Origin of the sequence: Streptomyces sp. NBRC 110611, assembly GCF_001590865.1 — a bacterium.
In the GTDB taxonomy this organism is placed as follows: Bacteria; Actinomycetota; Actinomycetes; order Streptomycetales; family Streptomycetaceae; genus Streptomyces.
Map to the genome: position 1 here is coordinate 430,715 of NZ_BBUY01000003.1, position 12,997 is coordinate 443,711.

Sequence of the window (12,997 nt, forward strand, 5' to 3'; positions counted from 1 at the left end):
GCCCTTCGCCGTATCCGAGGGCCGTCGCGACGGCCCGGTCTCACTGCTCGTCCTGGGCGCGTTTGTAGAGCTTGGCGATGTCGTCGTCGAAGTATGAGGCGTAGGAGACGTCGTCCTCGTCACCGCCGCTTTCGTAGCCGCCCAGGACGCCGATGACCGTGCCGGTATGGCTCTTGGGGTCGTAGTCGGCCAGCCAGGGGCTGCCGCTCGTCCCGCCCTCGAAGTCGGTGCACTGGACGCGCATCTGGGTGCCGCTGTACTTCTCGGTGCGGTTCTGGCAGGAGATCGGGGTGTTACGGCTGGTGGGGTAGCCGGTGATCTTGACGTAGTTGTCGAAGCCCCGGTGGATCCCGAGGGTGTTGCCGCCCAGGACGTCCTGGATTTCCTTGCCGTCGTTCTTGTCGAGGATGAGGAAGGCGAAGTCGAGGTCCTCGTCCTGCGACGCCGCCCAGCGGTCGTCGACGATCACCTTTCTGACCTTCCACAGACCGGTGGGTTCGTCGCCGTCGCGGAAGTCCGGTGCGAAGACGAGATCCTTCATCGTGGATCCGGCTTCGGCGTCGTAGGCGCAGTGCGCCGCCGTGATCAGCATGTTGCGGCCCGGGCTCTGCACCACGCTCGCGGTGCAGAAGTGGTCGCCGGAGTCGTCCTTCTCGAAGATCGCGCCGACCCGGGCGTTCTGCTCGGTCCGGCGTGGGGTGTACGCGCTGCCGTGATCGGCCGGGGACGTGGCGGCCGGTTCCTGGTCCTCGGGGTCCTGGTCGGCCTCGTCGGACTCGCCCGGCCTGGCGTAGCGGCTGTGGCTGCTGAGGGATATCTCGGAGTGCTCCGCGGCGTAGCCGACCACGGCAGCAGCCATCAGGACGATGATGGTCAGGGGCAGTACGGACTTCCTGGCAAGCGGGCGCACAGGGTCATTATCGGCATGCGTTCTGTGTTGCGGGAGGGTCTTCAGCGAGAGGCCCCGGTCACAATCCACCGGCCGGAACGGGTGCGCAGCCAGAGCGTCAGCATCCGCGCGGTCATCATGAGCGCCATGGCCCACCACAAGGCGACCAGTCCGCCGCCGAAGGCCGGTACGGCCAGCGCGGCCGGCACGAAAAGGACCAGTGTCGCCACCATGGCCCAGGCGAGATACGGGCCGTCGCCCGCGCCCATCAGGACACCGTCGAGGATGAAGACGATGCCGGAGACCGGTTGGGTCGCGGCCACGACCAGGAGCGTGGTCAGCAGCGGGCCCTGTACCGCGGGGTCGGAGGTGAAGAGCGGGATGAACAGCGGCCGGGCGAGCACGACCAGCACCCCGAGGACCAGGCCCGAGGCGATGCCCCACTGGACCATGCGCCGGCAGGCGGCCCTGGCGCCTTCCTCGTCGCCCGCGCCGAGGAAGCGCCCTATGATGGCCTGCCCGGCGATGGCTATCGCGTCCAGTGCGAAGGCCAGCAGGGACCACAGCGTCAGCACGATCTGGTGGGCGGCGACCTCGGCGTCGCCGAGCCGGGCGGCGATGGCGGTCGCGATCATCAGAACAGCGCGCAGCGAGAGCGTACGGACCAGCAGCGGGACGCCTGCCTGGGCACAGGCGCGGATCCCCGCTGTATCAGGGCGCAGCGAGGCACCGTGCCGGCGTGCGCCGCGGATCACCACGGCGAGGTAGACGGCGGCCATCCCGCACTGGGCGAGGACCGTGCCCCAGGCGGAGCCCGCGATGCCCAGGCCGGCGCCGTAGACCAGGCCGACGTTGAGTGCGGCGTTCGCGGAGAAGCCGCCGATGGCGACGTAGAGCGGGGTGCGGGTGTCCTGGAGGCCGCGGAGCACGCCGGTGGCGGCCAGCACGACGAGCATCGCAGGGATACCGAGCGCGCTGATGCGCAGGTAGGCCGTCGCGTGCGGGGCCGCGGTCGGGGAGGCGCCGAAGGCTTCGACGAGCCATGGGGCGCCGGGCAGCACGGTGGCGAGGACCACGGCGCCGAGCAGCAGGGCGAGCCAGATGCCGTCCATGCCCTGGCGGATGGCGGCGGGGAGGTCACCGGCGCCGACCCTGCGGGCGACCGCCGCGGTGGTGGCGTAGGCGAGGAAGACGAAGACGGAGACGGCGGTGGTCAGCAGGCCGGCGGCGACGCCGAGACCGGCGAGCTGGGAGGTGCCGAGGTGGCCGATGACGGCGCTGTCGACCATGACGAAGAGCGGTTCCGCGACCAAGGAGCCGAAGGCCGGCAGGGCGAGGGAGATGATCTCGCGGTCGTGGCGGCGGACGATGCGCCGCGGGGTCGCGGGAGCCTGGGTCATGGCGTTCAATGTAACCTTCCACAGGTAAGAGACGCAATCCCGCTGCACTCCTTACTTTCCGCTGTGTGGAGTCGTCTCCTCCGTGCCGTTTGTCGTGATCTTGCGCGGCCGGCCGAAGTTTTTCTCCCCCACAGGCTATGGATGAGAAAGTCGCAGGTCAGAGGCTTAAGGGTGGGGCGATTGTGTGCTTGTCCACAGAAGTTTCCCCCGGGCCGTGCACAGGATCCGGGGACTTCTCCACAGCTGAGGGCCGGTCATCCACATGGCCTGTGGATAACCAGATTGGCGGACGGTGCCCACCGGCCTACCGTGGACCGGCGCCCGCCATCTGTTCCGGCCTGGGCAACCGTCCGAACTCGACGCGCCGTAACCGGAGTCGGGCGTCTCGATTGTCAGAGCTGTGCCGTAAGAAAGAACAGCACAGCAAGGTCCGCGCCGCGGACGGGAGGAGGTGCCGGGGTGAGCATTCCCGAGCCCATGGAAGACCCCTGGACGGACTCCGGTCCCAGCGACCTGCTGCCCGCCGCCCGCTCCCGACGGGACGACGGAAAGGGCCGTGCCCGCGGCGACAGGACGGGGCGCGACGGCGAGGACGGCGGCTCCTGGGCCGGCGGGTTCGAGCGCATTCCTCCGCAGGACCTGGACGCCGAGCAGTCGGTGCTCGGCGGCATGCTGCTGTCCAAGGACGCCATCGCGGACGTCGTCGAGGTCCTCAAGGGCGAGGACTTCTACCGTCCCGCCCATGAGCTGGTCTTCCAGGCGGTCCTCGATCTCTACGCCAAGGGCGAGCCGGCCGACCCCATCACGGTGGCCGCCGAGCTGACCAAGCGCGGTGAGATCGGCCGGGTGGGCGGCGCCTCGTATCTGCACACCCTCGTCCAGTCCGTACCGACGGCGGCGAACGCCGAGTACTACGCCGAGATCGTCCACGAGCGCGCTGTGCTCCGCCGGCTGGTCGAGGCCGGCACCCGCATCACGCAGATGGGATACGCCGCGGACGGCGACGTCGACGAGATCGTCAACAAGGCCCAGGCGGAGGTCTACGCCGTCACCGAGCAGCGCACCAGTGAGGACTACCTCCCGCTCGGCGACATCATGGAGGGCGCCCTCGACGAGATCGAGGCGATCGGCTCACGCCAGGGCCAGATGACGGGTGTGCCGACGGGCTTCACCGACCTCGATTCCCTGACGAACGGCCTGCACCCCGGCCAGATGATCGTGATCGCGGCCCGCCCCGCCATGGGTAAGGCCCTGGCCCTGGACACCCCCCTGCCGACGCCCACCGGGTGGACCACCATGGGCGAGGTACAGCCCGGTGACTACCTGCTCGACGCCGAGGGAAAGCCGACGCGCGTGGTGGCGGCCACCGAGGTGATGACGGGGCGGCCCTGCTACGAGCTCGCCTTCGACGACGGCGCCACGGTCATCGCGGACGCCGAGCACCAGTGGCGCACCTGGGACCAGAAGACCCGCGCGGCGTACGCCGCCGCCGTACCGGATACGTCTCCGTACCCGGACAACTGGCCGTCCTGGTCGCCCGAGCCGTCGTCGGCCCAGCCGTACGCGCCCGGTGAGCGCGACCGGACGCCCCCCGCGCCGCGCACGACCGCCGAGATCGCCCGCAGCCTCCGTGTGCACGGCGAAGCGAACCATGCGATTCCGGCGGCCAAGGCGCTTCTGTGCCCCGAAGCCACAGTGGCGATAGACCCCTACGTGCTGGGGCATCTGCTGGGTGACACGGACGCGGCCGGGACCGGCCGTGTGGTCTGCGAGCCGGGCGACCGCGAGTGGCTGATCAAGGAGTTCGACGCCGCCGGGTACGACATCGGCCCGGACGGCGGCGACGGATCCTTCTCCGTGCCCGGGCTGGGCGAAGCGTGGCGTGCGCTCGACCTGCCCCCGGGCACCCGCATCCCCGTCGACTACCTGCGCGCCTCCGCCACCCAGCGCCTCGCCCTGGCACAGGGCCTGATCGACGCGTACGGGGACGCCGACGGCCAGGGTTCCTACCGGTTCGTCAGCACCGACCGTGCGCTCGTCGACGGCTTCTGTGAGCTCGTCCGCACGCTTGGGTGTGTCCCCCGGGTCAGCCGCCGTGCCGAGTGCACTCGGACAGCGGAGGTCCACCCGGCCTTGGCCACCGGGGGCGCGGCCACCACCGACTCCGTCCACTCACACGCGGCGGAGGTCTCTCCCGTAGGGGGGGCTGCCTCGCACGCAGCGGAGGCCGCCGGATGGGAAGTCGTCGTGGCGACCGACCTCCCCCTGGCCCGGATGCCGCGCAAGGCGTGCTCGGCACAAGGGCAGTTGAGGCGGGCACAGCTCACCCGGTACATCACCGCTGTCACTCCGGTGGAGAGCGTCCCGGTCCGCTGTGTCCAGGTGGACAACCCGGAGCACCTGTACCTGGCCACGCGGTCGATGGTCCCCACCCACAACTCGACCCTTGCGCTGGACTTCGCCCGCGCTGCCTCGATCAAGAACAATCTGCCCAGCGTGATCTTCTCGCTGGAAATGGGGCGCAACGAGATCGCCATGCGCCTGCTGTCCGCCGAGGCGCGGGTGGCGCTGCACCACATGCGCTCCGGCAGTATGACGGACGAGGACTGGACGCGGCTGGCCCGGCGGATGTCGGACGTCTCCGCCGCGCCGCTCTACATCGACGACTCGCCCAACCTGTCGATGATGGAGATCCGCGCGAAGTGCCGCCGGCTCAAGCAGCGCAATGAGCTCAAGCTGGTGGTCATCGACTACCTCCAGCTGATGCAGTCCGGTGGCTCCAAGCGCGCCGAGAGCCGTCAGCAGGAGGTCTCGGACATGTCCCGAAACCTCAAGCTGCTGGCCAAGGAGCTGGAACTCCCGGTCATCGCGCTCTCGCAGCTGAACCGTGGCCCCGAGCAGCGTACGGACAAGAAGCCGATGGTCTCTGACCTGCGAGAATCCGGTTCGATCGAGCAGGACGCCGATATGGTCATCCTGCTGCACCGCGAGGACGCCTACGAGAAGGAGTCCCCCCGCGCGGGCGAGGCGGACCTGATCGTGGCCAAGCACCGTAACGGCCCGACGGCGACGATCACGGTGGCGTTCCAGGGCCACTATTCGCGGTTCGTGGACATGGCGCAGACGTGAGCGTCGGTGCAGGTCCTCAGCCTCTGTGTCACGTTCTCCGCTGTCATGTCCTTCATGTCCTGTCATGGCGACGGCAGGCCTGACGCTTCAGCTCACTCCGTTACGGGCATGCACTCGGCGAGCAGGTTGACGACGTCGCGCCAGGCCCGCTGCGCGTGCTGAGGGTGGTAGCCGATGCCGGGGAGCACGGTCTGGTCGACCGGCGGGTGGTGAAAGCCGTGCAGGGTGCCGCCGTAGACCACGAGGCGCCAGTCGGCGCCCGCGGCCTGCATCTCGGCGGCGAAGGCAGCCCGTTGCTCAGCGGACATGATCGGGTCCTCCGACCCGACCCCGGCCCACACGGGGCAACGGATGCGCGCCGCCTCACCGGGGCGGCCCGTGGTCAGTGCGTTGATAGTCCCGATCGCCCGCAGGTTGACGCCGTCGCGCCCGAGTTCCAGCACGATTGCGCCCCCGGTGCCGTAGCCGATAGCGGCGATCCGGTCGGCGGCGGTCCGCGGTTCGGCGCGCAGCACATCGAGTGCCGCATGGCCGATGCCCCGCAGCCGGTCGGGGTCGGCGAGCAGCGGGGTCAGGCGCGCCAGCATCTCCTGTGGGTCGGTGAACCAGCGCCCGCCGTGGATGTCGAAGGCCAGTGCCACGTAGCCCAGTTCGGCGAGGGCGTCGGCCCGGCGGCGCTGGAAGTCGTTCAGGCCCGGCCCCTCCGGCCCGATCAGGACTGCGGGTCGGCGGTCGACACCGGCGGGGAGCGCGAGGTGCCCGATCATCGTCAGGCCGTCGGCGGGGTATTCGACCGTGCGCGTGGTGACCGTCGTCATGAGACGGGAAGGTAGTGATTGTCGCGCCCGGTCGGGCGGGGATTCACCGTCGGCGGAACAGCGCGGGTGCGGGCCCGTGGAGGGGTACTGTGGGCGGCTCTCCTTCTGGGGCACGTCCGGCCCCAGGGAGCCGTGAGACCCTCCGGCACGCGCGCTCCCTCGCATACCGCACATACGGCACGAGCCGTCGTATGCCGAAGAGTCTCCGGGACGAGGCGCTCAGGCCAGACGTGACGTCAGCGGCCGGAGCAGTTCCTGCACGGGGCGGATCAGGGAGAGCGACTTCGGCCGGGCGTCCTGGTCGCGGCTCTCCTTCATATCTCTGTGTGGTGGCGCCGAGTTGGAGCAGTTCATGACGGGTCCGACCCTCCTGGTCTGAGGAGGCTGGTTGCTCAGCACGCTGATGGAGGGCCACGCCACGATGTTCCGGGAGGTCGATGAGCAGCCCCGGGTGTGCTTGACGATGCGCTTGCCGTCCTTGGTGGTGTGGATGGTCTCGAGCCGGTAGATGCAGGTGCGGTTGCCCTGGGCGTCGTGGCTGCAGTGGCCGGTGATTCCTGCGGCGTACGCCTGGGGGGCACCGGCGCAGGTCAGGGCGAGGCCGCCCAGGAGCAGCGAGACGACTGTGATCTTCTTGCGACTGAACATGTAAGGCGTTCCTTGTCCCTTTGTGGCCGATGACGATCGATGCTCGGGCGCAATGGACGAAGAACCGGTCCGGGCCCGGGCTTTGAAGAGGGGCGGAAGCGGGGTCCCGGTGCCGGGCCGACGGCTCGGACACCGGGACCCTTCCCGTTACTTGCCCTTGCCGTGGCCGTCCTCGTTGCAGCCCATGCTGGAACCGATCGGGCTGGACTGTGCGCCCGGGGAGCCTTCGCCGTTCAGCGCGTTGCCCAGGAGGCCGTTGAGGATGCCGATCTGGCCGAGGATGTCGATGTTGAAGTCGTGTTGCTTGCAGAAGCCGCCTTCTCCGCCGGCGTAGGCGTTGCCGGTACCGAGGAAGCTGGCACTGCCGAGAATGGCAGCCACGGCGGCTGCCCTGTAGAGCTTGCGCATTTCTCCTCCATCGATGGAACCGTTGCGATCTGTGACAGATCAACTTCGAGCAGTGATGTGGAGATTAATATGAAAATATGCCTCGATGCTCATCGGCGCTGGCATCCGGTGTACGCGGCACTCCGGGCGGTTGATCCGACCGGTTTCGTGAGCGGCTTCCGCACCTGTCGGCGATGCCCCCAATTGGCCACCTGTGCAACGGGGTCGAGCAACTCGTCGCCCTGGCGACACGCCGACGACACGCCGACCGAGGGCGCACGTGACGTGTGGTCAGGGAGACGGTGTTACGACAGGAATCCGCTGGTCAGGGCGGCACCAGGGGCTAGCTGTGAAGGGACCTGACGCTGTGTGGGCGAGATTCCACGCGTCCTGAGGGTGTATAAGGTCCGTGAGTTACCGGCCCCCCTCACGAATGTGACGGCCCATCACCGTCGACGGACCCCGGCGCGGACGGTTGTCGTGTTGCGGTGTCCGCCACCGCCCTTCTCTCGCTCGGCGATCTGCGCGAGCGTGTCCGGCGCCACCACCTGGAGGCGGCGTACGTCGGTGACGTTCTCGGACGACAGCGAAGACCTGTTGAGCATCGGCGCCTTGCCTGACGTGCGTGCCTGGGGACGAGTGCGCTGCGGTTCTATGACGACTGCGGGGTGGGCTGTACGGCATCGGGTCATCGTCGACCGGGTGGAGCTGCGGGATGCGGTGGCCGGGCGCGTGGGAGCGGGGGCGTGGTTTCACGTGAAACACCGCCCAGGCCTGAGGTCGAGTAGGTGCTGGAGGTATCCGGTGGAGGGCGGACACCCGTCCGCCTCCGGCGCTGGAGGCCGGAGTGAGGTCTGATGTGCTGCTGGTGATTGCTTCGGTGGACCGGCCGGTCGACACCAGAACTCGCCTGAGAATACGCTGCGTTGGAACCAGGAGTGTGTGCAGGGGCTGCTGTCGCGATGGTGCGCACGGGCCGAGCTCAAGGCGCTGGGGCTGACGCTGCCGGCCTACCTCGGCTACCTCGGAACGGACATCGGCGGGCTGGATCAGCGGGGCCGGAGAGGCGAAGCTGTGTGCCGTCAATGCGTCGGCCGGTTCAGATCTGTCGTTGAGGAGCGCCATGACCATCACCGACTCCACGGAGTCCCAAGGGGCCGGAGCGAGCGAGTCCGGGCCATACGGCCGTGTCCCGCTGCCGCTGGATACCGCCGAGACGTTCACGGATCTGCTGCCCCGGACGCGGCGCGCGTTGCTGCGGCGGTTGGCCGTTGGGCAGGCCGAGGGACGGGCGCCCTCGATGATGGGCGCGGTGGTCCGCGGCGGGCGGGCAGTGTGGACCGGGGCCCGGGGTTCGGCCGGGGGGAGGGAGATGTTGCACGCCGATGTGCAGTACCGGATCGGTTCGATCACCAAGACCTTTGTGGCCGTACTGGTGATGAGGCTCCGTGACGAGGGATTGCTGTGCCTGGAGGACCCGGTCGGCAGATATCTGGAGGGCGCTCCGGTGCCGGACGCGACAATCGCCCAACTGCTGGCGCACAGTTCTGGATTGGCGGCCGAGGCCCGGGGACCATGGTGGGAGCGGACCCCCGGTGAGCTGCGGCCGGAGTCGGCCGACCTGTTCGGTGACCGTCCGCGGCTGCTTCCTCCCGGGCGAAGGCACCACTACTCCAACCCCGGCTACGCACTCCTCGGTGCGCTGGTCGAATCCCTGCGAGGCGGTACGCCCTGGTACGTGGTGCTGCGGCGCGAGGTGCTGGAACCGCTCGGCATGGGCCGTACGACGCGGCATCCGGAGATGCCGCACACGGAGGGCTGGGCGGTGCACCCATGGGCCGATGTGATGCTGCCGGAACCGGCGCAGGACACCGGGCTGATGGGGCCGGCCGGGCAACTGTGGTCGACGCTGGAGGATCTCTGCCGGTGGGCGGCGTTCCTCCTGCGTGGTGATGAGCGGGTACTGAGTGCGACGAGCCTGGCCGAGATGCGGACTCCGGCGGTGCCGCCGGAGACGGGCGGGTGGGACGCCGGATTCGGGCTGGGGCTTCAGCTCGTACGTCGTGAAGGGCGGACGCTGGTCGGGCACACCGGATCGATGCCCGGGTTCCTGGCGGCGCTGTGGACCGACGCCGAGCAGGACACGGCCGGGATCGTGCTCGCCAACTGCACGTCGGGACCGGCTGTCCCGGCCATCGCGGCCGATCTCCCCGGGATCGTGGCCGAGCACGAGCCCCGGATCCCGGAGCCGTGGCGCCCGCTGCCCGGACCGCTGGAGCCGGAGCTGCTGGCGCTGACCGGGCCCTGGTACTGGGGTGCGAACCCGCATGTGCTGCGGCTGCGGGCCGAGCGTGGGCTGGAGCTCGCTCCCCTCTCAGGGACAGGGCGATCCTCGCGGTTCCGGGCGGAGAAGGACGGCACCTGGACAGGGCTGGACGGCTACTACCAGGGCGAGACGCTGAAGGTGGTACAGGGCCGGGATGGTTCGGTCAGCCATCTGGACCTCGGCACCTTCGTGTTCACACGCGGCCCCTACGAGCCGTCGGAGCCAGTGCCCGGCGGGGTGGATCCGGAGGGCTGGCGGGCCTGATGCCGCCCGCGTGGACGGGCGTCAGCGCGTACGGTGCGGCGCGACCGGCGGACGTACAGTCGGAGCCAGACGTCAGGAGCCGCCCGGAGCGGCTCGCTACCGCTGGAAGGCCCTGTGACTGCCGTGTCTGACCCGACCGCGAACTCCACCACCCCGCATCTGCTCGATCTGCCGCCGCTCACCGCGGCCCGGTTCGCGCGGATCGAGGACAAGGTCGCCGCGCTGATCCGCACCCGGTGCGATGTCGTGACGATGCAGGGCGAGGCGCTGCTGCCGCTGGAGGCCTGCATCCGCTCCGCCGTACGGCCCGGCAGCACCGCGCTCAACATCATCACCGGCCCGTACGGCGAGACCTTTGGCGGCTGGCTGCGCTCCTGCGGTGCCGAGGTGGTCACGATCAGCGCGCCGTTCACCGGTGCCGTGGACCCACAGAAGGTGGCGGATGTCCTGAGGCAGCACCCCGCGATCGACTTCGTCAGCCTTGTGCACGCCGAGGCCGCCACCGGTAACACCAACCCCGTCGCCGAGATCGGCTCGGTGGTGCGGGAGCACGGCGCGCTGCTGATGCTGGATGCGGTGGCTTCGGTGGGTGCCGAGCCGCTGCTGACCGATGAGTGGGGTGTGGACCTGTGTGTCATCGGCGGGCAGAAGGCGATTGCCGGGCCCGCCGGGGTGTCCCTGGCATCGATCAGTGCTCGTGCGTGGGAGCGGATCGGCGCCAACGAACAGGCTCCGCGGCGCTCGTACCTGTCGCTCCTGGACTGGAAGGAGCGCTGGATCGAGGGTGGCCGCACCGCGCTGCCGCATGCCCCGGCGCAGCTGGAGATGCTCGCCCTGGAGCAGGCGGTGGACCGTATCGACGCCGAGGGCCTGGATTCGGTGATCACCCGGCACCGGGCGGCGACCGCGGCCGCCCGGGCCGGGGTGCGGGCGCTGGGCGGGCTCACTCCGTACGTCGTGCGTGATGAGGACGCCGCGCCGGCCGCGACGACGCTCAGGGCGCCCGAGGGAGGAGACGCCCGGGAGATCGTGGCTGCCGCACTCGCCATGGACGCAACTGTGCCGTTGCAGGCCGCGACGGGCACGCTCACCAAGGAGATGATCCGGGTGAACCACTATGGTCGCGCCGCCGATCGGTCCGTGGTCACGGCCTCACTGTTGGCGCTGGCCGGCGGGCTGCGCGCACTGGGCGTGTCCGTGGACGTGGAGGCTGCGGCTGTGGCGGCGGGCGAAGCGTGGGATGCCGTGATCGCCTGCTGAGGTGTGGCTGGTGCTGCTGGGGCCGTGTTTCACGTGAAACACGGCCCCAGCTCTTTTGGGTGAAGCGGCGTTGTTTCACGTGAAACACGGCAATGGGCGGCACCCCTCGATGCCCCACGTGTGCCACAAATCCCCTGCTTCATAACGGAGTTGCGCGCTATGAAGGGATCCTTCCTGGCAAGGAGTAAGCGCAGTGGCGGGTCGGAGGCTCCAGGCTCAGGCTGGGTACTGAAGGCGCTGCACTTGCCGTCGATCGCGGACTTCGGCGTGCGGGGCGCCGCTAACGATCATGTCTAAACTCTCCTCTAGAATCGGAACGGGAAACCCGCTTGATATTCCGGAGTTCTCGGTCCGGATGCCGATGTTCTTCAGGAGGTCCGGCGATGACGGAAGGTGGTGTCACTCCGTCACGTGCGGATGCGCGGCGCAACAGGGGGCTGGTGCTCCAGGCCGCCCGATCTGCCTTCGAGGAAGAGGGGTTGGCGGTCCCGCTAGGCGAGATCGCACGCCGCGCAGGGGTCGGGGCAGGAACCGTCTACCGTCATTTCCCTTCCAAGGACGTCCTGTTCAGAGCGGCGATCGTGGAGCGAATCGAGCTGTTCACTGATACTGCAAGGGACTTGGCCGAAGCTGAGGACCCCGCCGGGGTGTTCTTCCGCTTCCTTTCCTCGGTGGTGCGGCTCGCGTCACGGAACAAGGCGTTGTGTGACGCACTGGAAGCGTCGGCGGCAGGGCGTTTCGAGCCGTCGCCGCATGTGGCGCAGGACTTCGATGATGCTCTGGAAACCCTGCTCAGCAGGGCCCAACAGGCCGGTGCCGTGCGGAAGGACGTGGGGATAAAGGACCTCAGGGCCCTTCTGGTGGGCTGTCTTGCGATGGAGCGGGCCAGGCAGGAGGCGGAGCCTGAAGGCGGGACGGACGGGCGGATGGCGGCGCTGATGTGTGATGCGCTGCGGGCGGTGCCGACCATAACGAAACTGCCGCACGGATCCGGGAACCGTAACGAAACCCGCTGTGCGATGTGTGGCGGGGCGATGACGCTTGCGCGTACGGGCCGGCCCGCGCGGTACTGCGGCGGTGCCTGTCGGCAGAAGGCTCACCGAGCCCGCGGCCGCGCACGGCAGGCGTGAGCCGGACGCGTCAGAGCGCCAGCTTGAAGCCCAGGTGGGAGGCCGCGAGGCCCAGGCGCTCGTAGAAGCGGTGCGCCCTCGCGGCCCTGTGTCTCCCCCGCCCGTCAGCGGTCCGCGGTCGGTGCCAGCGTCTCGACGGCGGTGACCAGCGGAGCCAGCTCGGGCCGTTGCGCGGCGTCCTGGAGAGCCTCGCACAGCGCGCCGTCATGTGTGGGACGTGCCTCCACCAGGAGCGCGACCCCCTGGGGTGTGACATCTGTGTAGATGCCGCGCCGGTCATCGGGACACAGGTAGCGGGAGAGCAGTCCGCGCTCCTCGAGCCGGGTGACCAGGCGGGTGGTCGCGCTCTGGCTGAGGACGACGGCGTCCGCTACCTGGTGCATCCGCAGGTGGCCGCCCGGTCCGTCGTGCTGCTCGCTGAGCACGCTGAGGACCGAGAACTCGCGGACGCTGAGGTGGTGCTGTGCCTGCAGCACGCGCTCGATGTGCGATTCGATACGGCCGTGCAGGGCGGAGAGCGCGCACCAGCCCTGCGCGAGCCCGGGCGTGGGCGCGGGCGGGCAATTGGGCTCAGCCGCGGTAGCCGGCTGTGAGGCCGCCGTCCGCTTCTGCTGGTGCCGCTTCTGGCGCGTCTGCTGCGTCATCGAAGACCTCCTCAAAGGGCGCACCACCAGGATAGGACACCTTTGAAATAGCCAGCGCTTGCAATTAGTGTGCGTATGCAATTATTGTGGGCGCTCGTAAGA

Annotated in this window: 11 protein-coding genes; 4 read left to right on the forward strand and 7 right to left on the reverse strand. The window is 69.3% G+C overall.

The genetic code is table 11. The annotated features are described in order from the left end of the window. Positions 1–40: 40 nt before the first annotated feature. Both AZE13_RS10135 and AZE13_RS10140 read right to left on the reverse strand, forming a co-directional pair. Complete coding sequence (locus AZE13_RS10135) at positions 41–910, reverse strand: trypsin-like serine peptidase (protein ID WP_066929224.1); 870 nt, start codon at positions 908–910, stop codon at positions 41–43. 41 nt (positions 911–951) lie between these two features. Then, complete coding sequence (locus AZE13_RS10140; protein WP_066929227.1) at positions 952–2,289, reverse strand: MATE family efflux transporter; 1,338 nt, start codon at positions 2,287–2,289, stop codon at positions 952–954. A gap of 477 nt (positions 2,290–2,766) precedes the next feature. Here AZE13_RS10140 and dnaB point away from each other — a divergent pair, with 477 nt between their 5' ends. Then, complete coding sequence (gene dnaB / locus AZE13_RS10145; RefSeq protein ID WP_258527724.1) at positions 2,767–5,418, forward strand: replicative DNA helicase; 2,652 nt, start codon at positions 2,767–2,769, stop codon at positions 5,416–5,418. A 92-nt stretch (positions 5,419–5,510) separates the two neighbouring features. Here the strand turns inward: dnaB and AZE13_RS10150 are convergent, their stop codons facing one another. The 4 genes from AZE13_RS10150 to AZE13_RS36805 all read right to left on the reverse strand — a co-directional run bounded on the left by AZE13_RS10150 (position 5,511) and on the right by AZE13_RS36805 (position 7,876). Then, on the reverse strand, positions 5,511–6,236 hold the full coding sequence (locus tag AZE13_RS10150; RefSeq protein WP_066929229.1) for a dienelactone hydrolase family protein: 726 nt from the start codon (positions 6,234–6,236) through the stop codon (positions 5,511–5,513). Between the two features lie 219 nt (positions 6,237–6,455). Then, a complete protein-coding gene (locus AZE13_RS10155) occupies positions 6,456–6,884 on the reverse strand; it encodes a hypothetical protein (protein ID WP_066929231.1) in 429 nt (142 codons plus the stop codon). Between the two features lie 147 nt (positions 6,885–7,031). Beyond that, positions 7,032–7,292, reverse strand: a complete 261-nt coding sequence (locus AZE13_RS10160; RefSeq protein ID WP_066929233.1) for a hypothetical protein — start codon at positions 7,290–7,292, stop codon at positions 7,032–7,034. Positions 7,293–7,717: 425 nt separating this feature from the next. Then, positions 7,718–7,876, reverse strand: a complete 159-nt coding sequence (locus AZE13_RS36805; protein ID WP_181690302.1) for a hypothetical protein — start codon at positions 7,874–7,876, stop codon at positions 7,718–7,720. A gap of 518 nt (positions 7,877–8,394) precedes the next feature. Between AZE13_RS36805 and AZE13_RS10165 the strand changes: the two genes are divergently transcribed. From AZE13_RS10165 to AZE13_RS10175, 3 genes are all read left to right on the forward strand, one after another. Further along, positions 8,395–9,861 carry a serine hydrolase domain-containing protein gene (locus tag AZE13_RS10165; RefSeq protein WP_079123859.1) on the forward strand — a complete coding sequence of 489 codons (1,467 nt, stop codon included), beginning with the start codon at positions 8,395–8,397 and terminating at the stop codon, positions 9,859–9,861. 123 nt (positions 9,862–9,984) lie between these two features. Further along, positions 9,985–11,121 carry a pyridoxal-phosphate-dependent aminotransferase family protein gene (locus AZE13_RS10170; RefSeq protein ID WP_258527680.1) on the forward strand — a complete coding sequence of 379 codons (1,137 nt, stop codon included), beginning with the start codon at positions 9,985–9,987 and terminating at the stop codon, positions 11,119–11,121. Between the two features lie 383 nt (positions 11,122–11,504). Continuing rightward, complete coding sequence (locus AZE13_RS10175) at positions 11,505–12,251, forward strand: TetR/AcrR family transcriptional regulator (RefSeq protein WP_066929237.1); 747 nt, start codon at positions 11,505–11,507, stop codon at positions 12,249–12,251. Between the two features lie 104 nt (positions 12,252–12,355). On the opposite strand, the gene AZE13_RS10180 is transcribed toward AZE13_RS10175, so the two are convergent. Further along, complete coding sequence (locus tag AZE13_RS10180) at positions 12,356–12,895, reverse strand: MarR family winged helix-turn-helix transcriptional regulator (protein WP_066929239.1); 540 nt, start codon at positions 12,893–12,895, stop codon at positions 12,356–12,358. Positions 12,896–12,997 lie beyond the last annotated feature (102 nt).

Bases quoted from the DNA above. Each gene is read 5' to 3' on its own strand.
- AZE13_RS10165 (WP_079123859.1), top strand. From the start codon at position 8,395: ATGACCATCACCGACTCCACGGAGTCCCAAGGGGCCGGAGCGAGCGAG.
- dnaB (WP_258527724.1), top strand. From the start codon at position 2,767: ATGGAAGACCCCTGGACGGACTCCGGTCCCAGCGACCTGCTGCCCGCC.
- AZE13_RS10150 (WP_066929229.1), bottom strand. From the start codon at position 6,236: ATGACGACGGTCACCACGCGCACGGTCGAATACCCCGCCGACGGCCTG.
- AZE13_RS10155 (WP_066929231.1), bottom strand. From the start codon at position 6,884: ATGTTCAGTCGCAAGAAGATCACAGTCGTCTCGCTGCTCCTGGGCGGC.
- AZE13_RS10140 (WP_066929227.1), bottom strand. From the start codon at position 2,289: ATGACCCAGGCTCCCGCGACCCCGCGGCGCATCGTCCGCCGCCACGAC.
- AZE13_RS10175 (WP_066929237.1), top strand. From the start codon at position 11,505: ATGACGGAAGGTGGTGTCACTCCGTCACGTGCGGATGCGCGGCGCAAC.
- AZE13_RS10160 (WP_066929233.1), bottom strand. From the start codon at position 7,292: ATGCGCAAGCTCTACAGGGCAGCCGCCGTGGCTGCCATTCTCGGCAGT.
- AZE13_RS36805 (WP_181690302.1), bottom strand. From the start codon at position 7,876: ATGCTCAACAGGTCTTCGCTGTCGTCCGAGAACGTCACCGACGTACGC.
- AZE13_RS10180 (WP_066929239.1), bottom strand. From the start codon at position 12,895: ATGACGCAGCAGACGCGCCAGAAGCGGCACCAGCAGAAGCGGACGGCG.